Genomic DNA, 23,761 nt, shown 5'->3' with positions numbered 1-23,761 from the left:
AGCTCCCCGTGTGCACTCATCTCAGTCCGTCTTTATCGTCTCAGCTGGCGTCTCAGTGCGTATGCGAACTATCGAGACCACGACGGACATCGACGCGACGCCCGACGCCGTCTGGGCCGCGCTGATTGATTTCACCGCCTACCCAGAGTGGAACCCGTTCATCACCGCCGTCGCTGGCGCACCGACCGAGGGGGAACGCCTCGACGTCCGCATCGAACCACCGGAGGGACGGGCGATGAACTTCGAGCCCCGAGTCACGGCCGCCGTCCCGAACGAACGGCTGGAGTGGCTCGGGCGACTTGGCGTCCGGGGACTGTTCGACGGCCGCCACGAGTTCACGCTTGAACCGCTCGGGGAGGAGCGCACTCGGCTCACCCACCGCGAGTCGTTCTCGGGGCTGCTCGTGAGAATCTTCCTGAACGAGGCGAACGTCCGGTCCGGCTTCGAGTCGATGAACGACGCGCTCAAACGGCGCGTCGAATCGTCCGCTCCGCCGGCGACCGAGACATCCGACGATGAGAACGCCGTGGCGTGAGTCCCGGCGGCGTGGCGGCAAGCGGACAAGAACCCGACAGACCCTTCCGTCAGGTAGGCGAACGGGCTGTCATGGCTGACGATACCGTCACGCTGACCATCGAAGGCGACGACGCGAGCGACGAACTGACAGTCCCCAGCGGCCTGCTGGACCTCCTCAGGGAGGAGGCCGACGAGACGGACCCACAGGTCGTCGGTGACATCGCGATGTTCGGCCTCGCCCAGCGAATCCACGGTGCCGTCCACCACAGTCAGGGCGAACCCGACGAGGAGATAGCCGCGCTGGAAGAACTCACGCTGGACCTCTTCGAGGAGCGCTTCGGCGCGTCCTTCGCGGAACTGACCGGCCACGACCACTGAGCGCGTTCAGTCGGGTCGCCCCTCGACCGACCACGACAACAGGACGCCGTCGTCGAGTCGTTCGACGCCGGTGAGCGACAGTTCCGGGAAGTCCTCGACGAAGCCGTCGCCGTCGGCGAGCGTCGGTGCGTCCCGACCGCCGAACACCGCCGGGCCGACGAACACCGAGAGTTCGTCGACCAGTCCCTCCTCGAACAGGCCGAAGATGAGTTCGCCGCCTCCCTCGACCATCAGTTGGTCGACCCCCTCCCCTTCGAGTTTCGCCAGCGCCGTCGTCAGGTCGACCCGGTCCTCGCCGGCGGCGACGACGTAGGCACCCGCGGCCTCCATCTCCTCGACGAAGTCCGTCGGCGCGGCCTCGCTGACGAGGAGATACGTCTCCGCGGCACCGTCGAGGACCCGCGCGTCCGGCGGTGTCCGAATCCGCGAGTCCGCGACGACGCGGGCGGGGTTGGCGGAGTCACCCCGTTCTTCGCGCGCCTCCCGCCGACTGGCGTCGTCGACGGTCAGCGAGGGGTCGTCGGCGAGTATCGTGCCGACGCCGACCATGACGGCGTCGCTGTCGGCGCGTAACTGGTCGACCCTGTCGAAGTCGTCCGGACCGGAGATGGCGACCTGTTCGCGACGCCGCGAAGAGAGCTTTCCGTCGGCGCTCATGGCGGCGTTGACGACTACGTGCATACAACCGGGCAGGCGGGTATCGAGGAAACGGGTTTCGGTTCCGAGGGGTCAGGCCCGCTTCGTGTCCGGCCGCTCCGCGAGTTTCTGTACGTCGAGTGACTTCCGGTCGCCGGACGCCGTGCGGAGGCGAAGGGTGGTCCCGTCGAGGACGAGTTCGTCCACGTCGACGGTCGTCTCCGTCGTCCATCCCTTCAAACGGACCACGCCGGCGTCGTCTATCTCGACGAAGGTCCGTGGTCGCTCGGAGGCCCCCATCGTCCACGTCTCGTCGCCGAGCGTCACCTCCTGTCCACCGCTTTCCGCCCAGCGGAACACGCAGGCGTGCTGTTTCCGCGGTTCGTCGCCGCGGTCGTGGTCCACCCGCTCCCACTCCTCGTAGTCCACCCCGAAGTGGGCCGCCCACAGTTCCAGATACTCGAAGTCGAAGCGCTTCGTCCCGTCGCCGTCGCGGCCGCTCCGCCAAATCACGTGGGCGTCCGAGGGCTTCGACCCGAAGACGCTTCCCACGTCAGACCACCCCCAGAGAATCAGTGTCGATGTCACGTATGTCGACAGAGTTCTCCCCCGAAAACCGTGTAGAAACCCCCGTTATCCCACTATAACGACACATTCGACACATAATCCAACGCAAGACATTATCGGCAATAAAAATGGTGGCCACGTTGTCCCCGAGTGACAGGAGCGTCGACGCCGGCCGGCGCTCCCACAAACCCTTTTGAACGCCCCCGACGAACGCTCGGTCGATGTCTCTCGAAGACCATGCCGAGGAACTCGCCTCCGACCTCGGCGTCGACAAAGAGGAGGTCAAACGCGACTTAGAGAACCTCGTCGAATACTCCGTTCCGATGGACGAGGCCAAGCAGAGCCTCCGCCGGAAGTACGGCGACGGCGGTGGCGGCGGGGGCGACGGCACCCCGTCGAGCAAGGCCATCGGCGAGGTGTCCACCGACGACTCGAACGTGACGGTCACCGCCGTGGTGCTCACATCCGGTCGCCGGTCCATCCAGTACAACGGCGAACAACACGTCATCCGCGAGGGGGAACTCGCCGACGAGTCGGGCACCATCTCCTACACGGCGTGGGACGGGTTCGATGCCGACCTCGAACCCGGCCAGACCCTCCAGTTGGGCAACGCCGGCGTCCGCGAGTGGGACGGGAAGCCAGAACTCAACCTCGGCGAGAGCACGCAGACGACCGCCGTCGACGAGACGCTGGACGTCGACGCCGAGGTGGGCGGGGACTCAGCCCTCGCCCACATCGAACCCGGCGACCGGGGCATCACCGTCGAGGTGCAGGTTCTCGAGTGCGAGGAGAAGGTCATCGACGGTCGCGACGGCGAGACGACCATCCTCAGCGGCGTCCTCGGCGACGAGTCGGGACGCCTCCCCTTCACAGACTGGGAGCCACACGACGCCATCGAGGAGGGCGCGTCCGTCCGCATCGAGGAGACGTTCGTCCGCGAGTTCCGCGGCGCACCTTCGGTCAACGTTTCGGAGTTCTCCACGGTGACGCCGCTGTCCGAACCGGTCGCTGTCGCCGAGGACGCACCCCGGATGACGATTCGGGAGGCCGTCGAGAGCGGCGGCCAGTTCGACGTGGAACTCGTCGGCAACGTCATCGAGATACGCGACGGGTCGGGCCTCATCGAGCGCTGTCCGGAGTGCGGCCGCGTCATCCAGAACGGCCAGTGTCGCTCCCACGGTGCCGTCGACGGCGAGGACGACCTGCGGACGAAGGCGATTCTGGACGACGGCACCGCCACGGTCACCGTCATCTTGGACGACGAACTGACTGCGGCGGTGTACGGTGGTGACTTGGACGACGCCCGCGAACACGCCCGCGACGCGATGGACAAAGAGGTCGTGGCGGACCGCATCGCCGACCACGTGGTCGGCCTCGAATACGTCGTCCGCGGGTCGCTGTCCGTCGACGAGTACGGTGCGAACCTGAACGCGAGCGAGTTCGGCGAGTCCGAGGACGACCCCACCGAACGTGCGAGCGCCCTCCTCCGGGAGGTGGAGGCATGAGCGAGTCAGAAGACAGCGGACCGGGCCGCCGCGAGGTCGCACACCGCCTTTTCGCCGCGGAGTTCGACGACTCGGACTTCTCGTACTCCGAGTCCGACGAGGAGCGAGCGCCGAACTACGTCGTCACGCCGACCGGTGCGCGGGTCAACCGCCTGTTCGTCGTCGGCGTCCTCACGGAGTTAGAGCGGGTCAACGAGGAGGTGCTGCGTGCCCGCATCGTCGACCCGACGGGGCCGTTCGTCGTCTACGCCGGCCAGTACCAACCTGACGCACTGGCGTTCCTCGAATCGGCCACGCCGCCGATGTTCGTCGCCGTGACCGGGAAGGCCAGAACGTTCGAACCGGAGGACGGCGACCGCGTGTTCACCTCCATCCGGCCGGAGTCCATCAGCGAGGTGGACGCCGACACGCGGGACCGGTGGGTCGTGCAGGCCGCCGAGCAGACCATCGACCGCGTGGGGCGGATGGCCAGCGCCAAGCAGTCCGGACTCCCGGGCGACGAACTCCACGCCTCGCTGGTCGAGTCCGGCGTCGACGAGAGTATGGCGGCGGGCATCACCCTCGGGTTGGACCACTACGGGACCACCGGCGACTACCTGCAGGCGGTCCGCGACCTCTCGCTCGACGCGGCCCGCGTCGTCGCCGGCGAACTGGACGAGGCCGAGTCCCTGTCGCTCTCGCCCGGCGACGGCACCGACGACCCCGTTCCGACCCTCGCAGCGACGGACCTCGACGCCGCCGCTGTCGAACCCGAGGTGGGTGATGGCTCCGCCGGTGAGGCGGGCGCGACGGATACGACGACCGAGGTCGAGACGGAAACGGCAAGTGGAGACGCCGACACACCGACTGCCGAGGCCGAGAGCGGGCCGACCGAGACGACTACCGCCAGTACCGGCGAGGAAACGCCCGACGTGGGGGCCGACGACGAACTCGGCGACTTCGAGACGGACGCCGAGAGCGTCGGCACCGCCGACGCGACGGCCGACGAGGGCGAGACCGTGGAACCGACAGACGCTCCGACCGAATCGGCCCCGACGGAGACGGCGGCCGACGACGTGGGTGCCGACGACGGCGACGAGGTCGGCGACTTCGACACCGAGTTCGAACTCGACGAGGACGAACGCGAGGAGATTGAACAGGAGTACGGGACCGACTTCCAGAGCGGGACGGAGGTCGACGACGCGGGTGAGGCCGACATCGAGACGCCCGACCCCGACGAACTGGCCGAGGCCGCGGACGCCGGCGCACCGGCCGGGGCCGCCGACGCCGAGACCGCGCCGGACTCACCCGCCGCGCCGGCCGGCGACGAGTCGGTCGAACCGGACGCCGAAGCCGCGACGAGCGACGCGCCCGTCGAGACGCCGGAGACGGCGACCGACGCAGGGGCCGACGAGACGACCGCCGGCGAGTCGGGCGCGGACGACGCGCCGGACGCCGAGGACGTCGACCTCGAAGACGCCGTCATGGACGTGATGACGGAGTTGAACGACGGCAGCGGTGCCGACCGCGAGGCCGTCCAGTCGGCCGTCGTCGAACGGTACGGCGCCGACCCCGACGCCGTCGAGGACGCCATCCAGGACGCGCTGATGGGCGGGCGCTGTTACGAACCCGAAGACGGGAAGCTCACCCCCATCTGAGCGGGTATCCGAGCCGCGTCGCTTTTCTTCCGCCGTCGCTAACCCGACAGCGATGCGCGTCGAACCGCTCCCGGGCGCACCGGCGGCGACCGTCGAGGCCGACGGAGAGCGACTGCTGACCGTCGCGGACTACCACGCCGGTATCGAGGCGGGCCTCCGGTACGACGGCGTCGAACTGCAGTCCGCCGCCGACCGGCGACGGGAGCGACTGCTGGACCTGCTCGACCGCTCGGCGGCGGACCGACTGGTCGTCCTCGGCGACCTCGGTCACGCCATCGGGTCGCCGTTCGACGACGAACGCGACGAACTCGCGGCGCTGTTCGACGCCGTCGACGTGCCCGTGACGCTGGTGAAGGGGAACCACGACGGCGACCTCGAAGGAGTGCTCGACGAGGTGGCACCGAGCGTCGAGGTGACGCCGGGTCACGGCACCCGTATCGGTGACGTGGGGTTCGTCCACGGCCACACGTGGCCCGCGCCGGACGTACTGAAGGCCACGGTGGTCTGCGTGGGCCACGAACACCCCGTCGTCAGGTTGGAGGACGAAGTCGGCGGCGCTCGCAAAGAGCGGGCGTGGCTCCGCGGGTCGCTGGTCGCCGACCCGTTCGCCGACCACTACGGCGTCGACGTCGAGACGAGTGCGGACCTCGTGGTCTTCCCGGCGTTCAACGACCGGTCGGGCGGGACGTGGGTCAACGTCGAGGGACAGGACTTCCTCGCGCCCTTCCTTCCGGAGGGGATGACCGACACGGAGGCGTTCCTGCTCGACGGGACGCGACTCGGGCGGTACCGGCGGGTCTGAGACTACTCGCTCAGCGCCGCCTCAGTCCGGTCGACGAGTTCCGTGTTGCCGAGGAACGTCGGGGTCCGGTCGTGGAGGCCGTCGGGGTCGACGTCGAGCAAGGACTGTTCGCCGTCCGTGGACCCGCCGCCGGCCGCCTCGACCAAGTAGGCCAGCGGCGCGGCCTCGAAGTGGACGCGGAGTTTGCCGCCGGGATAGGTCTCCGTCGCCGGGTAGCCGAACAGCCCGCCGTACTCCAGCACCTGCGCGAGGTCGGCGACGGTCGCCCCGCCGTACCGGAGTTTCAGTTCCCGCGAGAGCTGCTGGGCGAACTCGTTCACCCGGTCGGCCCGCTCGTTCGTCTTGCCGGCGATGCCGACGACTTCCGGTTCGTCGGGCAGGGCAAAAGTGCCCCACCGCTCGCTGTGGCCGTCCCGGAGGAGGTACTCCTGCACCACGTCGCGGTCCCCGCGGGCGACGGTCATCGTCGTGTAGGGGCCGTACAGCACCATCATGGACGCGACCATGTCGCGGCCGCTGGCGGGCAACTCGCCGTCGTAGACGCCGACGATGGTGCCCACGGAGTTGTTCGACGCGAGGTTCGCAGAGCCGTCCAGCGGGTCGATGGCGACGGTGTACCCCTCGCCGCAGTCGACCACGTCCTCGCGTTCCTCGCTGGCGTAGCCGCCGACCCCGTCGACGTACGAGAGGGCGTCGAAGAACAGGTCGTCGGCCCACACGTCGCCGCCGACCTGTTGCTCGCCGCTCGGGTTCTCGGTCCCGGAGCGGTCGGCGTAGTTCGCGAGGTTGCTGCTGACGTAGTGGGCCGTGTCCTTGACCGCTCGCTCGATGTCGTCCAGCGTGTTCACCGCTCCGTCCTCCGTGGTTCGCCGCTGTCGTTCATCTCACCGGGAGGTCGGACGGCCACCGACATAAGGCTACACGTGGTCTCTCGGCAGGAGGTCCGCGAAGGGCTGGTCGTCCAGCCACTCACAGAGGTGACAGAGGTTCGAGAGGGCCGCCTCGAACAGTTCCTCGCCAGCCTCCGCGGAGGCGTCGGTCTGGTCGCCCAACACACCGTTCTCGGTGTTGTCGATGGCGTCGTAGAAGGTCCGAGCGCCGTGGACGCGCCCGGTCGACTCGTCGAACTCGCGGAGGCCGCCGTCCCGCGCGTCCTCGATGCGGTCCTCGTGGACCAACTCGGGGGCGAGGTACTGGACGAGCGACGTCTCCTTCGGGCCGCCGTGGGGCCCGGGCGTCTCGAACGTCTCCTCGACGAGCGGCGTGATGCTCTCGTCCCACATCCACTCGACGGCGTACATCGTCCCGTCGTCGCGCAGTCGACGCCCGACCTCCCGGAGATGTTCGACGTTACCGCCGTGGGCATTGACGAAGACGACGCGGTCGATGCCGTGGTACGAGAGGTTCCGCGTGAGGCTCTCGACGTAGTCCCGGAACGCGGGCGCGTCGGCCCACATCGTCCCGTGGAACTGGCGGTGGTGCGGGCTGACGCCGACGTTGATGGTCGGCGTACAGAGGTAGCCCGTGTCCTCGGCGGCGGCCCGCGCGAACGACTCGGCGATGAGGTGGTCCGTCGCCTCGGGCAGGTGCGGGCCGTGCTGTTCTGTCGACCCCAGCGGAACCAGCGCCAGCGACTCCGACTCGAAGTACGATTCGAGGTCCGGCCACGCCTCGTCGGCGAGATACATACGCGGTAGTCCGGGCCCCGGTGCCTTCAACGTGTGCGACAGTCGGTGACACAACGTGTTTAACCCGATGTAGTCGCTAGACAGCCTCGATGACCGACGGGGTGACGCAGGGCCACGACGCCTTCACGGCGCTGGGCGACGACGTTCGGGCCGCCCTCTCCGAGCGCGGGTTCACGACGCCGACGGAGCCACAGCGGAAGGCCATCCCGACGCTCGCCCGCGGCGACGACGCCCTCGTGGTCGCCCCCACCGGCACCGGGAAGACGGAGACGGCGATGCTCCCGGTGCTGGACGCACTCGTGCAGACCGAGGACCGGTTCGGTATCGGCGCGCTCTACATCACGCCGCTTCGGGCGCTGAACCGCGACATGCGCGAACGGCTGGAGTGGTGGGGCGAGACGCTCGGCCTCGACGTCGACGTGCGCCACGGCGACACCACCGACTATCAGCGACAGAAGCAAGCCAACGACCCGCCGGACGTGCTGGTGACGACCCCGGAGACCCTGCAGGCGATGCTCACCGGGTCGAAACTCCGCGTCGCTCTCGAAGACGTCGCCCACGTCGTCGTCGACGAGGTGCACGAACTGGCGGCGGCCAAGCGGGGCGCACAGCTGACCGTCGGTATGGAGCGCCTGCGAGAGGTCGCCGGGCGGTTCCAGCGAATCGGCCTCTCGGCGACCGTCGGGGACCCCGACGAGGTGGGCCGGTTCCTCACCGGCGGCGGCCCCTGTTCGGTCGTCGAGGTGGACATCGGGAGCCGTCTCGACGTCGAGGTGGTCCGCCCGCAGGTGACAGACCGGGACGAGCGCCTCTCCAGCGAACTCGTCACCGACGCCGAGACGGCCAGCCACGTCCGCTACATCGACGACCTGATAGCCGAGAAAGAGTCGGTCCTCCTGTTCGTCAACACCCGGCAGACCGCCGAGGCGCTCGGGTCGCGGTTCAAGGAACTCGGGACGGACCTCGGGGTCCACCACGGGTCCCTCTCGAAGGAGGCCCGCATCGACGTCGAGGACCGGTTCAAGGCCGGCGAACTCGACGCCCTGCTGTGTACCTCCTCGATGGAACTGGGCATCGACGTGGGCCACGTCGACCACGTCGTCCAGTATGGGAGTCCGCGGCAGGTGTCTCGACTGGTCCAGCGGGTCGGCCGCGCCGGCCACCGCCGCGACGTGGTGTCTTCGGGCACCGTCGTCACCACGCACGCCGACGACACGCTGGAAGCGCTGGCCATCGCCCGGCAAGCCCAGGACGGCGACGTCGAACCCGCGCAGATTCACGACGGGAGCCTCGACACCGTCGCCAACCAGATTGCCGGCCTCGTGATGGACACCGGCGAGGTTCGGGCGATGGAGGCCTACCACGTCCTGACGCGGGCGTATCCGTTCCGTGACCTCGGGGAAGCCGAGTTCAAGGAGGTCGTCCGGGAACTGGCCGAGAACAACGTCGTCTGGCTGGACGAGGAGCGCGACACGCTGGAGAAGCGCCGCGGCACGTGGCAGTACTTCTACCAGAACCTATCGATGATTCCCGACGAGGCCACCTACGAGGTGGAAGACGTGGCGTCGGGCAAGCAGGTGGGGACCTTAGACGAGCGGTTCGTCGTCAACTTCGCCACGCCCGGCGAGGTGTTCGTCCAGCGCGGCGAGATGTGGCGCATCACCAACATCGACGAGGAGGAGGAAGTGGTGACTGTCTCGCCTATCGAGGACCCCGCCGGCGAGGTACCGTCGTGGACCGGGTCCGAGATTCCGGTGCCACAGGCCGTCGCACAGGAAGTGGGCGAGTTGCGTCGCGTGGCCGGGCGTCAGTTGCAGGACGGCGCACCGGTCGACTCGGTCGTCGGACACGTCGCCGCCCGCTACGACGGCGACCACGAGACGGTCGCCGACGGCCTCTCGCAACTGGACGGTCACGAGGGGGCGATTCCCGACGACGGGACCGTCCTCGTGGAGTTCCACGGCCGCGAGGTCGTCGTCAACGCCTGTTACGGCCACACGGTCAACGAGACGCTCGGTCGGATTCTGTCCGCACTACTGGGACAGCGGGCGGGGTCCTCCGTCGCGATGGAGGTCGACCCCTACCGCATCGAACTGGAGGTGCCGCGGCGCATCACCGCCGGCGACGTGGTGGAGGTCTTAGAAGACACCGACCCCGACCACATCCCCGCGCTCGTCGAGTTGAGTCTGAAGAACGCCGACGCGCTGAAGTTCAAACTCGCGCAGGTCGCGACCAAGTTCGGGTCGCTGAAGCGCTGGCGGGGCCGCGGGTCGACGGACTTCGGCCGGGACCGCCTGCTGGCCGCGCTGGAGGACACCCCGATGTACGAGGAAGCACTTCGGGAAGTTCGCCACGAGGACCTCGCTATCGAGGCGACGGCCACACTGCTGGAACGCCTCCAGTCCGGCGAGGTGGCGCTGGAGACGGTCGCAGAGCGAACCCCGGTCGGCCTCGGCGGTCGCTCGTCGGGCCGGGAACTGCTCTCGCCGGAGAACGCCGACGCGAGCGTCATCCAGACGGTCAGAGAGCGCATCCAGAGCGACCGAGTCCTCCTCGTCTGTCTCCACTGTAAAGAGTGGGACCGGAAACAGCAGGTCGGCCGGGTCCGGGACCAACCGGAGTGCCCGAAGTGCGGGTCGACGCGGGTCGCCGCGCTGAACCCGTGGGCCGACGAGGTGGTCTCGGCGGTACGGGCCGACGAGAAGGACGCGGAACAGGAGAAGATGACCGAACGCGCCTACCGCGCCGGCTCGCTCGTCCAGACCCACGGCAAACAGGCCGTCGTGGCCCTCGCCGCCCGGGGCGTCGGGCCGCACAACGCTGCGCGCATCATCAACCGCCTACGTGAGGACGAAGACGAGTTCTACCGGGACATCCTCCGGCAGGAGCGGGAGTACGCCAGAACGCAGTCGTTCTGGGGCTAGGCAGTTAGCTCAGGTCCCGAATCGCCTGCGCCAGCGACGGTTCGATTGCCGACGGGTCGGCGCGCTGGACCGTAAAGGAGGTGTGGCGTTCGTCCATGTCCATCGCCTCCGAGAGCAGACCGCCGCGGCGGTCGACCTCCACGTGAACGGTCAGACCGCCTTCGTCGTACACCGGGATTAGTTCGACTTCGTCCACCTCGCCGGAGAACTCGCCGCGCTGGGGGCGGAACTCGAACTCCTGAACGAAACTCGCCGACGTGGAGAGGATGCCACCGGGCCGGGCCTCACAGGACGAGGAGCGCAGGGAGAACCCGAGGTTCTCCAGCGCGTCGAAGACGGCCTGCAGGCGTTCGGTCGGACGGACCTCGATGCGGTCCTCGTCCTCCGGGTCGACGGCCATCGAGATGTCCAGTCCCGTCTCTATCTCGACGGCGACGGACCCGACGGTCACGGGGGTCCGACGCGGGACGTCGATTGTCGTCTGGAAGCGGCGTTCCTCGCCAGCCTCGATGGTGAACGGCTCGGTGAGTTGCCACTTGTCGACGATGGCGTCGGCGTACCCTCCTCGGTGCGGTACTCCGTCTCCAGCGCGAAGTAGATGGCGTCGACGTCCTGGTCGGTCGAGCCACCTTCGACGTGGACTTCGGCGTCGACGGAGTCGCCGGCGCGGACCGTACTGGAGGGCAGTATCGTGTCGACACGCGCGGAACCAATTCCGATGCGGGAGAGCACGTCTTTCATGCCATCAGCCGATGGCGGCGCCTTCCGGTATAAACTTCGTGGGGGTCAGGGACCGTCCTCGTCGGCGTCCTCCTCCGCCGGGCCGATACCTGCGCGCCGATGGAGCGGACCGGGGTCACCTCGCGCCTGTCTGGCGGCGCGGGCCGCGACGCGTCGAGCGAGCAAGAGCGCGGCGACTGCGGGCACGGCCAGTAGCGTCGCCACGAGACCCGTCCGCCGAGTGACGAGCGACGGGCCACCGCTGGCCGCGTCGTACGCGAGGGCGAGGACGACGGTGCCGACGCCGACGACGACCAGATAGAGGCCCCGCGAGAGGGCCGCACTCGGCGTCGGGAACCGAGCGAGGTAGGCGGCCGGTGCCAGCCACCCGGCCAGCGCGAGAGCGACGACGGCGAACAGCGGCAGGTCGCCGAGTGCGATGACCGCCGCGTACGCCACCAGCGGGGCGATGGCGATGCCGAGCGCCAGACCGGTCAGGGCCACGGCCCACGCCGGGGCCGCCGTCCCCTCGCGTGCGAACGCCGCAGCCATCCGCTCGTCCAACGCGGCGAGTTGCTCGTCGGAGAGCAGTCGCTCACCGCACTCGGGACACTCGACGCCCACGGAGTCCAGCGCCGTGCCACAGGCGGGACACGTCGGCTCGTCGGCCTCGGACCGCGCTGCCATACGCCCTGCTTACTTCGCCCCGTGCTTCAGTGGACCGGTGACGCGACCGGAACGGGAGGCGCGGCCTCTACCGGCGCTACGACGCCCCTAGAGGTGTCAAAGGAGGACTTTCCGCGAGACGGCGTCGCATTCCGTGTCGGTAACGCAGTCTTGTCGACGGCCCTCGCCGTCAGTGTGCTTGTTAACAAAGTACGACGGCCGCGGACGGGCGGACATGGTCCAGCCACCAACGGACTCCTCGCGACGCGACGTGATGAAGGCGCTCGGTGCCGGCGCAGTGCTGTCGGGACTCGGCGGTTCGGGCGCGGCACAGACCGACGAGGGCCAACAGGACGGCGACGGCAGCCAAGAGACAGACGGGCGCGGAACCGTCCACGAAGTCGAGACGCTCATCAGGGGCCCGTCGACGAATCCGGACCGCCCGCTCGACTTCTTCTACCAGCCGACGGGACTGCACGTCCAACCGGGCGACGTGGTGAAGTTCGTGTTCACGACGCCCGACCACAACGTCGTCGCCTACCACCCCGCGTTCGGGATGCGGCGGCGGGTGCCGACAGGCGTGGAGGCGTACTCCTCACCACTGCTCGGATGGCGGCCGGAATCCATCGCCGACGACCAGATAGAGCCACCGGGCGAGATGGACGGCGAGGGTGAAGCGGTCGGAGACGGCGGTGCCGACGACGGTGGGGAGCAAGCGGGCGGCCCCTCGGGGCCAGTCCCGGACACGTGGCTACTAGCTCTCGATACCCCCGGCGTGTACGACATGCTCTGTTCCCCGCACGAGGCGTTCGGGATGGCGATGCGCGTGGTCGTCGGGGACGTGACCGAAGCGCCCTTCGAGACGTCGAATCCCGAGAACCTCGCCGAACCCCGCGCCGGACCGGTCGGCCTCGCCCGCGCGACGCTCACCGACCCGGCGCTCCAGCCGTCGGCAATCGTAGAGCAGGGCACGGTCGACTGGGGGTCCCTCGAAGCCAATCAGGCGCAGTCCGGGCAGTCAGAGGGGTGACGCGAGTGTCCGCCATCGACGGGCCAGAGAGACCATGATAAACGACTAAGCCCGGGCCGCCCGTCGGCCCGCCCATGCGACTGGAGGAGTACTGGGGTATCGGCCCGAAGACGTCCGACTTGCTGAGCGAGGAACTGGGCGTCGAACGGGCCATCGAAGCCATCGAGTCGGCGGACACGCGTGCGCTCACGGCGGCCGGCCTCTCGCGGGGTCGGGCCACGCGCATCCTCCGGCGGGCGACGGGGGCCGAGTCCATGGACCTGCTAGCGACTCGGGACACGCGCGACGTCTACAAGGAACTGCTGGACCTCGCCGAGGAGTACGCGGTCACGCCCGACGCGGCCGACAAGGTTCGCGTCCTGACGCCGCTCCCGACCCGCGAGGCGATGGAGGAACGCTTGGACGACGTGCTCGCGGCCAGAGACACGTGGGCCGACCTCTCGGAGGCCGACCAGCGGGCCGTCCTCGACGCCTTCGAGGGGTACGAGGCGGGCGGCGAACGCGCGGCCGTCGAGACGGCGCTCGCCCTCCAGGAGACCAGCGTCTCGGAGGGCGTCTTCGAACCCGTGGCGGCGCTCGACGGTGAGGCGCTGACGGACGCGCGGGCCGCGCTGGCCGGCCTCGCCGGCGAGGGCGACCGTGTCGGCGAAGGCGCCGACGAGCAACTCGACCGCCTGCGGACCCAACTCGGCCAAATCGAAGACCTCGCGGCCGCGACACCCGAGGTGGTCGAGGCGGTACAAGAGGGCGCGCGCCGTCCCGACGAGTTTCAGGACGCGCTGGTCCGGCACGTCACCGACGAGACGGGCGTCGACGGGACGCGCGTCCGCGACGCGATGCCGCGCGAGGCGACGGACGCGCAGGACTTCGTTGACGCCGCGCTCCGCGAACTGCGGTCCTCGCTCCGGAGCGCCGTCGAGGAGCGCGAGCAGACCGTCGCAGCGAGCCTCGAAGACGACCTCGCGGCCGCGCGGGAGGACGTGGACGCCGCCGTCGACACCGTGGGCGACGTCGCCCTGTCGGTGTCGCTCGCGCGGTTCGCCATCGCCTACGACCTGACCCGACCGACGTTCGTCGACCGCGAGACAATCGCCGTGCGGAACGCCCGGAACCTCGCGCTGGCCGACGCCGACGACGTGCAACCAGTCACCTACGCCGTCGGCGACCACACGCTGGCGGTCGGCTCGGCCGACGCCCCGCCGAGCGGCGACCGGGTGGCCGTCCTCACGGGGGCGAACTCCGGCGGGAAGACCACGCTGTTGGAGACGCTGTGTCAGGTGCAACTGCTCGCACAGATGGGGCTGCCGGTCCCCGCCGAGGCGGCCGAGGTCGGACTGGTCGACACCGTCGTCTTCCACCGCCGGCACGCCTCGTTCAACGCCGGCGTCCTCGAATCGACGCTCCGTTCGGTCGTCCCACCGCTGACCGGCGGCGACCGGGCCCTGATGCTCGTCGACGAGTTCGAGGCCATCACGGAACCGGGTTCGGCGGCGAACCTGTTGCACGGCCTCGTCACGCTGACCGTCGACCGGGACGCACTGGGCGTGTTCGTCACCCACCTCGCGGCGGACCTCGAACCCCTCCCCGAGGAGGCCCGCACGGACGGCATCTTCGCCGAGGGGCTGAATCAGGACCTCGACCTGCAGGTGGACTACCAACCGCGCTTCGGCACGGTCGGGAAGTCCACGCCGGAGTTCATCGTCTCCCGACTCGTCGCCAACGCGAACGACCCGGTCGAGCGGAGCGGGTTCGAGACGCTCGCCCGCGCCGTCGGCGAGGAGGCCGTCCAGCGGACCCTGTCGGACGCGCTCTGGACCGAGGGCGATTGAGCGGGCTTCGAGGTGTCGTGGCCGGGCGAGGCTTCAGGTGGGTGGGCGACTAAGGTCCAGACGATGATACGGCGACTCCTCCCACTCGGGTACACGTGGATGGTCGGACAGGGACTGCTCGCGGTGTTTCTCCCGCGACAGGCCATCAAACTGAACGCGAAGTTCCTCCTCTCCGGGTACGAGAACCCCGGTGACCTCGAACCCAAAGACTGGTACGTCCGGTCGACCCGCATCGCCGGCGTCGGGATGCTCGTCACGGGCCTCACGGGACTGCTGGCCGGCGAACTCGACGCCGAGGACGAGGCGGAACCGGTCGAAATCGAGAGCGATGCAGGGGACGAAGACGACGAGGAGACCGACTCGTCGAACTGAGCGCGTTCTCACGGTCGCTTTCTCCGACCCCGGTCGGGGGTATCCGCTCGGCGGTGCCGCTCCGCCGCTGGACGATGGAGCGACTGCGCTACGACCGCGGTACGCGCCGCTCTCGCGTCGAAACGGCCAGAAACCCGCGGGGTTACCGACGGCGGGTGCGTCGGCGTCTGTCGTCGCGGTCCTTCGCTGTTCGTCGCTGTCTCGCGATGGCGAGTAGGTACGTGGTTCGCATGGGTGCTCCTCTCCCCGCCGGGGGTCGAACCCGGACCCGGACGCGACCGGGGTCCGCCAGTGGACGCGGGGAGGCGGGAGGGCTGACGCGGACCGTCACGCCGTCTCGACGACGACGCCCTCGACGGCCGTGATGCCGAACCCGTCGGCGAGGCGCTCTGCCACCGCCGTCTCGGGGTCACTCTCGTCGGGGACGGCGACGCTGAGGGCGACGTCGGCGTCCACCCGGATGTCCGTGAACGTCGGGCGAACGCTCGTCACGCGGTCGACGGTGACGGCGGTGACGCCGTCCACGCCCTCGATGACCGCGGCGACGCCGCTCTCCAAGTCTTCGGTCCCGCCGCGGGGGACCCGGAGCGAGACGTCGGCCGATGCGTCGACGGGGGCAGTCGCATGGAGCGACATACGCCGGCGGCCGGAGTCGAACCGGCCCCGGGGTGGGGGCTCGCCGGTCGAGCACGTCGGCACGAGCGACGGGAGCGTCGCTCGGCGGAGAGACGTCTCTGGAGTCGGTGCGCCGTTCCCAGCATCGACGGCCGATGGCTCGGGCCATCGAAGTTCGATACCGTCGTAGGTATCATCCGCGCCTGCGTGACCAGCGAACCACGCAGAGTCACGGCCGACGCTCTCGTCGGTGTCGGGAAGTGATATCGAGGCGCCACCGCAGTGGGTGTCCGCGCGACCGGACGACCGTCCCACGGTGGCGTTAAGCCCTACGCTGCGGGCAGAAAGCGACGGGCGTCCACCCGCTCACTCCAGCCCCCAGCGACAGGCGCCGGACCTGCGGCGGCGATGCCGGGTCCGGCGGCCGGCCGTCCGCCGGCGGACCGGCGGGCGGCAGGCACGGGCGATAGGGATGGAGTGGTACGGGTCATGTGAACACCACGTCGGTGAGAGTGACGTATCTACACCATCAGGAGGTGACATATTAAAACTATTGCACGGTTGACACCGAATAGCATGGTCTTTCGAGACGTTCTCTCGAAGGAAACGGCTCTCCGGTGGCGCTGTCGGGACCGCCGACGGTCGGTCACCAAGCATCAGGCGTCGGTGCGAACGTCCGCACAGCGTTCCTACGGTGTGAGAACGCACTTCGGTATTTACCCCCGTGTACCGCAGACTGATGGATAGGGACGACCGGTTCCCAGCGGCCCGGACACCGCGTCGTCCGCGAGACCACCATGACTGGTTCGTTGACACGACGACAGTTCGCACAGGCGACCGCAGGCGCGGTCGCACTGGGCGCTACGGCGACGGCATCGGCACAGCAGGGTCCAGATTACGGCGGGTGGTTCGACGACGTGTCGAACTACGACGGGACCGTCGACAAGACGGGACAGGACACCGTCGAGATAACCGTCGGTGCCGAGGGGAACAACGGCGCGTTCGCCTTCAGTCCGGCGGCGGTCCGCGTCTCCCCCGGCACGGAGGTCGTCTGGACGTGGACCGGCGACGGCGGCGGGCACAACGTCGTCTCGGAGGGCGACGGCCCGCTGGACTCGGGCGGACTGGTCACGGAACAGGGCGCGACGTACAGCCACACCTTCGAAAGCGAGGGCGTCTACAAGTACGTCTGCGAACCGCACGTCGGACTCGGTATGAAGGGGGCCGTCGCCGTCGGGTCGGCATCCGGCGGCCAGAGCGGCGGCGGTGCGGCGGCGACACAGACCGCGACTGCCGAGGCGTCGAGTGGGGGCGAGAACGCGACCGGCGGGGCCGGTGGTGGGTCGGCGAACGGCACCGTCACGGCGCTCGCGGCCGTCATCGCGATGGCGTTCCTCTCGCCGCTTGCCTTCGCCGCGTTCATGCGGCGGAAAGCGGGCCAGTCCGGCGGGCAACGGTAGCCCGTTCGGTCGACCCGTATCCCTTTCTTCCCGGCGACCCCACTCACCACTATGCCGTTCGACCTCCGGGAACACACGGCGGACGTCGCCGTCGAGGCTACCGGCGAGACGCTGGGCGAGACCTTCGCCGCCGTGGCTGACGGCCTCGCGGCCGCGATGTGCGAGACCGTCGGCGAACAGGGCCAGCGGTTCGAGCTATCCGTCGAAGCGGAATCGCGGGAGGCCCTGCTGTTCGACTATCTCGACCAGCTAATCTACGAGCGCGACGTGCGGAACGTCCTTCCGGTCGACCACGCCGCGACAGTGACCGAGACAGCGGGCCGGTGGCGCGTCGACGCGAGCGCTCGCGGCGTCCCGCTCTCGACGCTCACGGCCCGCGAGGTCAAGGCCGTCACGTACTCCGAGATGGCAGTCGAGGAGACTGAGAGCGGGTGGCGGGCCTACGTCGTCTTCGACGTCTAATCGAGGCGCTCGCCGCAGTTCGGGCAGTACGCCACGGTCTCGTTCGCGGGAATCGTCTCGCCACACGCTCCACAGGAATCGGGTCCGAGCGAGTCGGCCCGGTCGGGAGAGAACACCGCGGTATCGTCTTCCCACCCGTCGTCCGTGCCATCGTCGTCCGGGGATACGCCGTCGACGGCGGCCACCTCAGTCGGCGCGTCGCTCGCCTCGTCTGTCGGCTGGTCGGGCGTGAAGACGCGGGTGTGGGAGTGGTCGTCATCAGATTCGGACTCTGCCGTCGCATCGGCTTCGGGTTCGCCGGCGTCTGTCGCGTCTGTCTCGTCGCCCGCCTCCGCTGGGTCGGCGGTCCCGGCGTCTATCGAGTCGGCGCGGTTCACGGGCGGCATGATGGGGAACCGTTGGCCCGGCCGACGAGTCGGATTGGTGAGCGGTGCGCGCAGTCGGACGACGGTACCCGCGGCCAGTTGGACGGCGAGGTACCCCGTCGAGGCGACGGCCGGGACCAAGACGAGAGCGGCGAGAGCCGTCTCGGGTCCGACGCCGACGACGGCGAGACCCGTCTCGACGGCGGAGGGGACGCCCGCCCGAGCGAGCAGTCCGCCCGGGAGCCCCGTCGATTCGGCGAGGAGCGAGGCGTGGACGAGCCACCCCCCTGCGAGCGCGCCGCCGGCGACGGTCAGGAGGAGGACGAACAGACGCGGGACCGAGAGCGTGTAGACCCGGTAGCCGTACGCGACGGTTCGCACGAGCAGGTGCGTCCCGGCGACCAGCGCCACCGCCGTCAGCGCTGCCGACCGGCCCGCGCTGAGCGTCGCCGCCAGACAGCCCAGCATGACGACTCCCGGCGGGGCGAGCAAGAGACTCGGGTGGTCCAGCCGATACCGGTTCGCGAGGTTGCCGTGGTCGTTGACGAAGCGCTTCCCGACGAGCCACGAGACGGTCAGTCCGGGGACGAACAGCCACAGCACCACTCCCGCCGCGGTCAGTCCGGTGACGCCGACGCCGTTCACGCTCGTCAGGGTCGCCGTCGAGAGTCCCGGCAGGACGGCACCAATCGTCACGCCGGTCCCGACCACCCACGCGCCGTAACAGAGGTACCCGAGGAGGCCCCCGACGAAGACCCACCACTCGCTGGTCACGAGCGAGACGGACCGTCGAAACTCCGAGACTGGAAGGCCGTCGGACATTACGTGTGCATCTCCGAGGGTGGGCTTAACTCGTGTGGTGCGGTCAGGGCGCGCGAACGGTGACGGTAGCGACGCCGGAGAGTTCGAGTTCGTCGCCGGGGCCGACCGGTTCGCGGTCGCCCTTCTGGAGGGGGCGACCGTTCAGGCTGGTCGGGTTGTCGCCGAGGTCCACGAGGTAGAACGAGTCGGTCTCGCGGACGAACCGGACGTGTTCGCGGTGGATTCGGACCGCCTCGTCCTCCGGGCGGCCGGCGTCGGTCAGCGCCGCACGGACCTCGCGGCCGACCGTGTCGCCGTCCGCGACCTGAACCGTCTGGCCGCGCACTTCGAGGACCAGCGAGTCGGGCACCGGGTCGGCCTCGGTCTCCTCGTCGCCGGACTGTGCCTCCAGCGCCTCGATGGGGTCCTCCGGCGAGTCGTCGGCCTCGTCCCGTTCGTCGGTCGCTCCCTCGTCGGCCTCCGCAGACTCGCCCGCGTCGCCGCGGTGGGCATCGAGGTTCTCGCCGCATTCGACGCAGAAACTGTCAGTCTCGCCGACCTCGGTTCCGCAACTGGGACACTCGGTCAGCGGTGCGTCCGGTTCGACGTCGCGCACGTCGGTCCCGCACTCGACGCAGAAGTTCGCGTCGGCGTCGAGTTCCGTCCCGCAGTCCGGGCAGTCGATTGTCGCCGGTCCGTCCTCTCCGTCGTCCAGTTCGGCCGCCGTTTCGCCGGCCACGGTCTCCTCGTCGTCAGAGTCGGGCGTCTCGGCGTCCCCCGACTCGTCGACGCTCTCGGTAGCCCCAGTCATCAGGTCGGGGGCCTCGCTCGTCGCGTCGGCCGTCTCGCCGCTGGACTCGGGTTCGCTCTCGGCCGCTGTCTCTGCGGCCGGGCCGTCCGGGCTCTCCGCGTCGTTCGCGGGTTCGTCGGCAGAGTGGTCCTCGTCACCGTCGTCATCGGCGGCCTGCGAGAGGAGGTCGTCGTCACCGTCGTCCGCGGCGGACGGTGCGGCCCCCCCGTCGACCGGTCCGTCGGTGGCCCCGTCGTCCGTGTACTGCCACTCACCGCAGTCCGTGTTCGTACACCACCCGCCCGCGACCGTCGGGTCGAACGCCTCCCCACATATCGGGCACTCCACCGTCTGTCCGGTGTTCGCGTCTGTCATAGTCGTTCGTGAGCGGCTTTTACGGGGAGAAAGAAAACAGTTGCCCCGTCACTCCTCGGACATGATGACCGTCTCGCGGTCCGAGACGTCAACGTCGGGGTCGACGGCGCGAACCGGTAAGCCGCCGCTACTGGGCGTCTCCGGGAGCGCGGGGTCCTCGAACAGCAGTATCGAGATGTTGTCTTTTCCGCCGCGGTCGTTCGCCAGCGAGACGTACTCGTCGGCGGCGGCGTCCAGCGAGTCGGCGTCGAGCACCACGTCCCGAATCTCGTCGTCGGTCACGACGGCCTCGCGGACCGCCTCGGCCACGTCCTCGGCCTTGCCGGAGTCGACGTACCGCTGGTAGAGGTCCGGGGCGTCGGTCTGTGCGTCGACGAGGCCGTCGCTGGTCGCCAGTACCGTGTCCTCGGCGAACAGACGGACCGTCCGCGTGTCTACCTCGACTGTCGCTCGCTCGGGGTCTTCGTGGGCCGACCCACCGAGCGCGCGGGTAATCTCGTTGCTGTTGGGGTGGACGTGGGCCTCGACGGCGTCTATCTCCCCGGCGTCCTCCCACTCCTGTACGACGGCGTGGTCCTTCGTCAGGCGGACGAGTTCCTCCCGGGCGTGGTTGACGAGGTAGGCGCGACTGTCCCCGACCCACCCGAGGTGGAGTTTCCCGTCGGCGTAGACGCCGGCGACGACGGTGGTGTACGACTGGGTCCCCGACTCTCCGGCGTAGCGGAGTATCTCGCGATGCGCCTCGACGACGGCCTCCTCGACGGCCGCCTGCACGTCCTCCGGGCCGAGTGCGTCCGGCAACACCTCGGGACTCACGTCCACGTCGAAGCCGTCGGGGTGACTCCTGACCGCGCGGATGGCGACGGGCGCGAGACGCTCCGCGACGACGGTGGTCGCGACGTAGGAGGCGGCGTCGCCCGCGTCGTGACCGCCGGCACCGTCCGCGAGGACGAACACGCCCGCAGAGCGGTTAGCGGGGCGTTCGGTCCGGTCGTCGGCCTCCTCGTCACCGGCCGGTGCCCGTGTCTGTCCCCGGTACCCCTCTCGGTGGCCCTCCTCGAAGACGGTCAGCGAGAGGCTGTCCTCGTTGATTCCCTGTCCGCGCTTCCGGTCGCCGATGTCGTAGGTGGTTGCGTATCGCATGGTTACTCCGTGGTGAACTCGAAGGTGACGCCGTAGGTCGGGTGGACGAGCGAGACGAGGTCGCCGTCCCGCAGGCGAATCGACTCCGGTGGTACCTCGCCGTGGCGGTCCGTGGGGTCCTCACCCTCGCTCCGGAGGCGTTCGCGGCCCGCCTCGCACAGCACCCGCTGCCATCCGGACCCCTTCTGGACGAACGTGCCGTTGAGGCTCCGGTCGACGAGATACCAGTCGTCGCCCTCCGTGTCGAACTGGACCTGCACCGAGGAGATGTACTCCCCCTGCGGGTCGTCGATGGTGATGGAGGCCGGCGGGCCGTTCGCCCCCGCCCGACCGATGGTGTCGCCGGGTTCGACGGTGAACCGCTGGTCGGCCTGCACGTACCGGACCGAGGCCGTCGCCGGCGGCGTCGGGTCCTTCGCTTTCAGTACGTCCCGCAGGACCGTCGCGTTCCGGTAGCGCTGCCGGTAGTCCGACTGGGTCGCCCGTTCGACGATGTCCGCGAGGTAGTCCTCGCAGTCGGCGCCGAAGTCCTGCGGGTTGACGCCGTCCTTCTTCGGGACGCTCCCCTTCAGCAGGAAGAGCAGAATCTTCCCAATGGAGTAGACGTCGGACCACGGTCCCTGTCGAACGTCGGTCCGACTCGCCTCCGCGACCTCTCTGGGCTTGAACGGCCCGAGAATCGTCGTCCCGGAGTTGCCCGTCGACGGGTCGCCCGTCGCGTCGAACCCCGTGGCCGTGTTGAAGTCGATGAGCGTCGGCGTGATGTCGGGGGTCAGCATCACGTTCTCCGGTTTCAGGTCGCGGTAGACGATTTCGTTCTCGTGGATGAACCCCATCGCGTCCGCGAGGTCGATGCCTATCTGGCGCACCTGTTCGGTGTCCTCGATGGGGCCGTGCCGGTCGATGACCTCGTCGAGTTCGATGCCGCCCTCGACGAGTTCGACCACGAGGAACGGCGTCCCGTTCTCCTCGACGGTGTCGTACAGCGCCATCACGTTCTCGTGGCCGCCCGCCGCGGCGATGCGTTCGAGCGACTCCGCCTCCTTCTCGAAGTACTCCTCGATGACGCTCCGGTCGTTCTGTGACTCCGTGTAGTTCGGGTGCTTCAGGACGACGCTGTCCCCAGTCCGGGTGTCAAGCGCTCGGTAGGCCTTCGCGAACCCGCCCTTGCCGAGGAACTCCGCGAGTTCGTACCGGTCCGCGACGACGTCGCCGGGTTCGGGTTCCCACACCATGCTCATGGTCCGTCGGTCGGCCCTCGCCCGCCGTCGTCCGCCGAGGCCGCCGTCACTTCTGGACGCCCTCGTCGGTGACTATCTTCGTCGCCTTGCTCTGTTCCTCTCGCCCGCCCTCCATCACCAGTCGGGTCTGGCGCTCGGCCGACTCGACGGCCTCCGCGTCCGCGCCGTGGACCTGCGTCATCCGCTCGATTTGGGTCTGAGCCTCCGCGACGTTGCCCTTCCCCAGTTCCGTCTTGATGACCGTCTGGCGGTGGTCGACGTCCACCTCCTCGTTGTGCTCGCCGAGTTTCTCCGGGTCGTCGGTGTACTCGACGGTGATGGCACCGGTGGCCGTCTCGCCGTCGGCGGTCAGCGTCACGTCCGCAAGCGTGACTTCCTGTCCGATGTCTCGGGCGGGCGCGTGGACCTTAAGAACGACGCGCTGTGTCTCGCGGTCCAGCAGGTCGGGCAGTTTGACGACCGTCGTGTTGGCGTCCCACTCCGGCGTGACCTCTTGGGTCTGCGGGAGCGCGCGGTACACCTCGCTCACCTCCACGCCGTCGGCCACGTCGAGTTCCAACCGGGCGTCGGGGGCGACGACGGTGCCGGCCTCCTCGACGGCGTCGCCGAAGAAGTCCTCGATGTCGCCGGCCGCTTCGAGGTGGGTCCACTCCCCGCGAGCGACGCTCCCCAGCGTCCGGATGGTCTCCTCGCGGTAGTCGCTCCCGATGCCGGCGGACTTGATGCGGATGCCCTCGCTGTCTATCTCCCGGGCGAGCGTCTCGAACTCCGGCGTGTCGTGGGTGTTGTCCTTCCCGTCCGAGAGGAGGAGGACGCGCCGGGCCGTGTTGTCGTCGTCGGGGAGTCGGCGCAGCGAGTCCGCCGCCGCGGCGAGGCCGCGGTACATGTCGGTCCCGCCGCCGGCCGCGACGTCGTTCACCCGGTCCATCGCCGCCTCGCGGCCGATGTCGCCCCACCGCGTCGCCTCCAGCACGACGTGGACGTCGCTGTCGAACGCGATTATCGAGACGTAGTCGTCGTCTTCGAGGAGGCCGAACACCCACTCGGCGCCGGACCGGGCCCGCGCTATCTCGTCGCCGGCCATCGACCCGCTAGCGTCGATACACAGCGCTATCTGTCGCGTCGGACGCGCGTCCTGCTGACCCGGCTCGACCTCTATTTCGGCGGTGAGTTTCGCCCCGGACCCCGGGACGTACGGCCGGTTAACGTCGGTCACGACGTTGGCGGTCATACTGTTAG

22 protein-coding genes and 1 pseudogene are annotated in these 23,761 nt (G+C 69.2%); 11 read left to right on the top strand and 12 right to left on the bottom strand.

From position 1 onward, the window contains the following. Positions 1 to 61: 61 nt before the first annotated feature. Both Hhyl6_RS16690 and Hhyl6_RS16685 read left to right on the top strand, forming a co-directional pair. The gene (locus tag Hhyl6_RS16690) at positions 62 to 535 is read left to right on the top strand and encodes an SRPBCC family protein (RefSeq protein ID WP_483740381.1); all 474 of its coding nucleotides are present in this window, start codon (positions 62 to 64) and stop codon (positions 533 to 535) included. A 71-nt stretch (positions 536 to 606) separates the two neighbouring features. Beyond that, complete coding sequence (locus tag Hhyl6_RS16685) at positions 607 to 894, top strand: DUF7545 family protein (RefSeq protein WP_483740380.1); 288 nt, start codon at positions 607 to 609, stop codon at positions 892 to 894. Positions 895 to 900: 6 nt separating this feature from the next. Here Hhyl6_RS16685 and Hhyl6_RS16680 read toward each other — a convergent pair whose 3' ends face one another. Both Hhyl6_RS16680 and Hhyl6_RS16675 read right to left on the bottom strand, forming a co-directional pair. After that, the gene (locus Hhyl6_RS16680; protein ID WP_483740379.1) at positions 901 to 1,575 is read right to left on the bottom strand and encodes a 2,5-diamino-6-(ribosylamino)-4(3H)-pyrimidinone 5'-phosphate reductase; all 675 of its coding nucleotides are present in this window, start codon (positions 1,573 to 1,575) and stop codon (positions 901 to 903) included. Between the two features lie 48 nt (positions 1,576 to 1,623). After that, on the bottom strand, positions 1,624 to 2,082 hold the full coding sequence (locus tag Hhyl6_RS16675) for a hypothetical protein (RefSeq protein WP_483740738.1): 459 nt from the start codon (positions 2,080 to 2,082) through the stop codon (positions 1,624 to 1,626). A 236-nt stretch (positions 2,083 to 2,318) separates the two neighbouring features. Here Hhyl6_RS16675 and Hhyl6_RS16670 point away from each other — a divergent pair, with 236 nt between their 5' ends. Genes Hhyl6_RS16670 through Hhyl6_RS16660 form a run of 3 tightly spaced genes read left to right on the top strand, consistent with a single transcriptional unit; the run spans position 2,319 to position 6,041 of the window. Beyond that, complete coding sequence (locus Hhyl6_RS16670) at positions 2,319 to 3,602, top strand: Single-stranded DNA binding protein (protein ID WP_483740378.1); 1,284 nt, start codon at positions 2,319 to 2,321, stop codon at positions 3,600 to 3,602. Then, positions 3,599 to 5,239 (top strand): RPA family protein, encoded by a 1,641-nt coding sequence (locus Hhyl6_RS16665; RefSeq protein WP_483740377.1) that lies wholly within the window; start codon positions 3,599 to 3,601, stop codon positions 5,237 to 5,239. The genes Hhyl6_RS16670 and Hhyl6_RS16665 overlap by 4 nt, the downstream gene beginning before the upstream one ends. A gap of 52 nt (positions 5,240 to 5,291) precedes the next feature. Continuing rightward, on the top strand, positions 5,292 to 6,041 hold the full coding sequence (locus Hhyl6_RS16660; RefSeq protein ID WP_483740376.1) for a metallophosphoesterase: 750 nt from the start codon (positions 5,292 to 5,294) through the stop codon (positions 6,039 to 6,041). Positions 6,042 to 6,043: 2 nt separating this feature from the next. Here the strand turns inward: Hhyl6_RS16660 and Hhyl6_RS16655 are convergent, their stop codons facing one another. Both Hhyl6_RS16655 and Hhyl6_RS16650 read right to left on the bottom strand, forming a co-directional pair. After that, on the bottom strand, positions 6,044 to 6,889 hold the full coding sequence (locus tag Hhyl6_RS16655; protein WP_483740375.1) for a class 1 fructose-bisphosphatase: 846 nt from the start codon (positions 6,887 to 6,889) through the stop codon (positions 6,044 to 6,046). A 69-nt stretch (positions 6,890 to 6,958) separates the two neighbouring features. Next, complete coding sequence (locus Hhyl6_RS16650) at positions 6,959 to 7,729, bottom strand: creatininase family protein (protein ID WP_483740374.1); 771 nt, start codon at positions 7,727 to 7,729, stop codon at positions 6,959 to 6,961. An 89-nt stretch (positions 7,730 to 7,818) separates the two neighbouring features. Here Hhyl6_RS16650 and Hhyl6_RS16645 point away from each other — a divergent pair, with 89 nt between their 5' ends. Continuing rightward, positions 7,819 to 10,653: a DEAD/DEAH box helicase gene (locus Hhyl6_RS16645; protein ID WP_483740373.1), complete on the top strand. Its 2,835-nt coding sequence runs from the start codon at positions 7,819 to 7,821 to the stop codon at positions 10,651 to 10,653. Positions 10,654 to 10,657: 4 nt separating this feature from the next. On the opposite strand, the pseudogene Hhyl6_RS16640 reads toward Hhyl6_RS16645, so the two are convergent. Then, positions 10,658 to 11,394, bottom strand: a pseudogene (locus Hhyl6_RS16640) (sporulation protein). 45 nt (positions 11,395 to 11,439) lie between these two features. Further along, entirely contained in the window at positions 11,440 to 12,060 is a 621-nt protein-coding gene (locus Hhyl6_RS16635) for a zinc ribbon domain-containing protein (protein WP_483740372.1), read from the bottom strand. Between the two features lie 214 nt (positions 12,061 to 12,274). Between Hhyl6_RS16635 and Hhyl6_RS16630 the strand changes: the two genes are divergently transcribed. From Hhyl6_RS16630 to Hhyl6_RS16620, 3 genes are all read left to right on the top strand, one after another. Continuing rightward, positions 12,275 to 13,069 carry a twin-arginine translocation signal domain-containing protein gene (locus Hhyl6_RS16630; protein ID WP_483740371.1) on the top strand — a complete coding sequence of 265 codons (795 nt, stop codon included), beginning with the start codon at positions 12,275 to 12,277 and terminating at the stop codon, positions 13,067 to 13,069. 74 nt (positions 13,070 to 13,143) lie between these two features. Further along, positions 13,144 to 14,898 (top strand): MutS-related protein, encoded by a 1,755-nt coding sequence (locus Hhyl6_RS16625; RefSeq protein ID WP_483740370.1) that lies wholly within the window; start codon positions 13,144 to 13,146, stop codon positions 14,896 to 14,898. A gap of 63 nt (positions 14,899 to 14,961) precedes the next feature. Then, the gene (locus Hhyl6_RS16620; RefSeq protein WP_483740369.1) at positions 14,962 to 15,270 is read left to right on the top strand and encodes a DUF6199 family natural product biosynthesis protein; all 309 of its coding nucleotides are present in this window, start codon (positions 14,962 to 14,964) and stop codon (positions 15,268 to 15,270) included. A gap of 327 nt (positions 15,271 to 15,597) precedes the next feature. Here the strand turns inward: Hhyl6_RS16620 and Hhyl6_RS16615 are convergent, their stop codons facing one another. After that, entirely contained in the window at positions 15,598 to 15,906 is a 309-nt protein-coding gene (locus tag Hhyl6_RS16615; RefSeq protein ID WP_483740368.1) for a hypothetical protein, read from the bottom strand. Positions 15,907 to 16,682: 776 nt separating this feature from the next. Here Hhyl6_RS16615 and Hhyl6_RS16610 point away from each other — a divergent pair. Then, on the top strand, positions 16,683 to 17,345 hold the full coding sequence (locus tag Hhyl6_RS16610; protein ID WP_483740367.1) for a halocyanin domain-containing protein: 663 nt from the start codon (positions 16,683 to 16,685) through the stop codon (positions 17,343 to 17,345). A gap of 51 nt (positions 17,346 to 17,396) precedes the next feature. Further along, positions 17,397 to 17,807: an archease gene (locus tag Hhyl6_RS16605; protein WP_483740366.1), complete on the top strand. Its 411-nt coding sequence runs from the start codon at positions 17,397 to 17,399 to the stop codon at positions 17,805 to 17,807. On the opposite strand, the gene Hhyl6_RS16600 is transcribed toward Hhyl6_RS16605, so the two are convergent. From Hhyl6_RS16600 to Hhyl6_RS16580, 5 genes are read right to left on the bottom strand one after another with little or no spacing between them, the layout of a single operon-like run. Further along, entirely contained in the window at positions 17,804 to 18,994 is a 1,191-nt protein-coding gene (locus tag Hhyl6_RS16600; RefSeq protein ID WP_483740365.1) for a zinc ribbon domain-containing protein, read from the bottom strand. The two genes, Hhyl6_RS16605 and Hhyl6_RS16600, sit on opposite strands and share 4 nt — an antisense overlap. A gap of 43 nt (positions 18,995 to 19,037) precedes the next feature. Then, positions 19,038 to 20,138, bottom strand: a complete 1,101-nt coding sequence (locus tag Hhyl6_RS16595) for a double zinc ribbon domain-containing protein (RefSeq protein WP_483740364.1) — start codon at positions 20,136 to 20,138, stop codon at positions 19,038 to 19,040. A 48-nt stretch (positions 20,139 to 20,186) separates the two neighbouring features. Next, the gene (locus Hhyl6_RS16590) at positions 20,187 to 21,281 is read right to left on the bottom strand and encodes a PP2C family protein-serine/threonine phosphatase (RefSeq protein WP_483740363.1); all 1,095 of its coding nucleotides are present in this window, start codon (positions 21,279 to 21,281) and stop codon (positions 20,187 to 20,189) included. A gap of 2 nt (positions 21,282 to 21,283) precedes the next feature. After that, positions 21,284 to 22,516: a protein kinase domain-containing protein gene (locus tag Hhyl6_RS16585; RefSeq protein ID WP_483740737.1), complete on the bottom strand. Its 1,233-nt coding sequence runs from the start codon at positions 22,514 to 22,516 to the stop codon at positions 21,284 to 21,286. A gap of 52 nt (positions 22,517 to 22,568) precedes the next feature. Next, positions 22,569 to 23,753 (bottom strand): vWA domain-containing protein, encoded by a 1,185-nt coding sequence (locus Hhyl6_RS16580; RefSeq protein ID WP_483740362.1) that lies wholly within the window; start codon positions 23,751 to 23,753, stop codon positions 22,569 to 22,571. Between the last annotated feature and the right edge of the window lie 8 nt (positions 23,754 to 23,761).

The sequence above is a fragment of the Haloarcula sp. H-hyl6 genome (assembly GCF_056934455.1).
The sequence above is the reverse complement of the archived record's forward strand: the minus strand, read 5'-3'. Positions and strand labels throughout refer to the sequence as shown.

Bases quoted from the DNA above. Each gene is read 5' to 3' on its own strand.
- Hhyl6_RS16690 (WP_483740381.1), top strand. From the start codon at position 62: ATGCGAACTATCGAGACCACGACGGACATCGACGCGACGCCCGACGCC.
- Hhyl6_RS16685 (WP_483740380.1), top strand. From the start codon at position 607: ATGGCTGACGATACCGTCACGCTGACCATCGAAGGCGACGACGCGAGC.
- Hhyl6_RS16680 (WP_483740379.1), bottom strand. From the start codon at position 1,575: ATGCACGTAGTCGTCAACGCCGCCATGAGCGCCGACGGAAAGCTCTCT.
- Hhyl6_RS16670 (WP_483740378.1), top strand. From the start codon at position 2,319: ATGTCTCTCGAAGACCATGCCGAGGAACTCGCCTCCGACCTCGGCGTC.
- Hhyl6_RS16665 (WP_483740377.1), top strand. From the start codon at position 3,599: ATGAGCGAGTCAGAAGACAGCGGACCGGGCCGCCGCGAGGTCGCACAC.
- Hhyl6_RS16660 (WP_483740376.1), top strand. From the start codon at position 5,292: ATGCGCGTCGAACCGCTCCCGGGCGCACCGGCGGCGACCGTCGAGGCC.
- Hhyl6_RS16650 (WP_483740374.1), bottom strand. From the start codon at position 7,729: ATGTATCTCGCCGACGAGGCGTGGCCGGACCTCGAATCGTACTTCGAG.
- Hhyl6_RS16645 (WP_483740373.1), top strand. From the start codon at position 7,819: ATGACCGACGGGGTGACGCAGGGCCACGACGCCTTCACGGCGCTGGGC.
- Hhyl6_RS16635 (WP_483740372.1), bottom strand. From the start codon at position 12,060: ATGGCAGCGCGGTCCGAGGCCGACGAGCCGACGTGTCCCGCCTGTGGC.
- Hhyl6_RS16630 (WP_483740371.1), top strand. From the start codon at position 12,275: ATGGTCCAGCCACCAACGGACTCCTCGCGACGCGACGTGATGAAGGCG.
- Hhyl6_RS16625 (WP_483740370.1), top strand. From the start codon at position 13,144: ATGCGACTGGAGGAGTACTGGGGTATCGGCCCGAAGACGTCCGACTTG.
- Hhyl6_RS16620 (WP_483740369.1), top strand. From the start codon at position 14,962: ATGATACGGCGACTCCTCCCACTCGGGTACACGTGGATGGTCGGACAG.
- Hhyl6_RS16615 (WP_483740368.1), bottom strand. From the start codon at position 15,906: ATGTCGCTCCATGCGACTGCCCCCGTCGACGCATCGGCCGACGTCTCG.
- Hhyl6_RS16610 (WP_483740367.1), top strand. From the start codon at position 16,683: ATGACTGGTTCGTTGACACGACGACAGTTCGCACAGGCGACCGCAGGC.
- Hhyl6_RS16605 (WP_483740366.1), top strand. From the start codon at position 17,397: ATGCCGTTCGACCTCCGGGAACACACGGCGGACGTCGCCGTCGAGGCT.
- Hhyl6_RS16600 (WP_483740365.1), bottom strand. From the start codon at position 18,994: ATGTCCGACGGCCTTCCAGTCTCGGAGTTTCGACGGTCCGTCTCGCTC.
- Hhyl6_RS16595 (WP_483740364.1), bottom strand. From the start codon at position 20,138: ATGACAGACGCGAACACCGGACAGACGGTGGAGTGCCCGATATGTGGG.
- Hhyl6_RS16590 (WP_483740363.1), bottom strand. From the start codon at position 21,281: ATGCGATACGCAACCACCTACGACATCGGCGACCGGAAGCGCGGACAG.
- Hhyl6_RS16585 (WP_483740737.1), bottom strand. From the start codon at position 22,516: ATGGTGTGGGAACCCGAACCCGGCGACGTCGTCGCGGACCGGTACGAA.
- Hhyl6_RS16580 (WP_483740362.1), bottom strand. From the start codon at position 23,753: ATGACCGCCAACGTCGTGACCGACGTTAACCGGCCGTACGTCCCGGGG.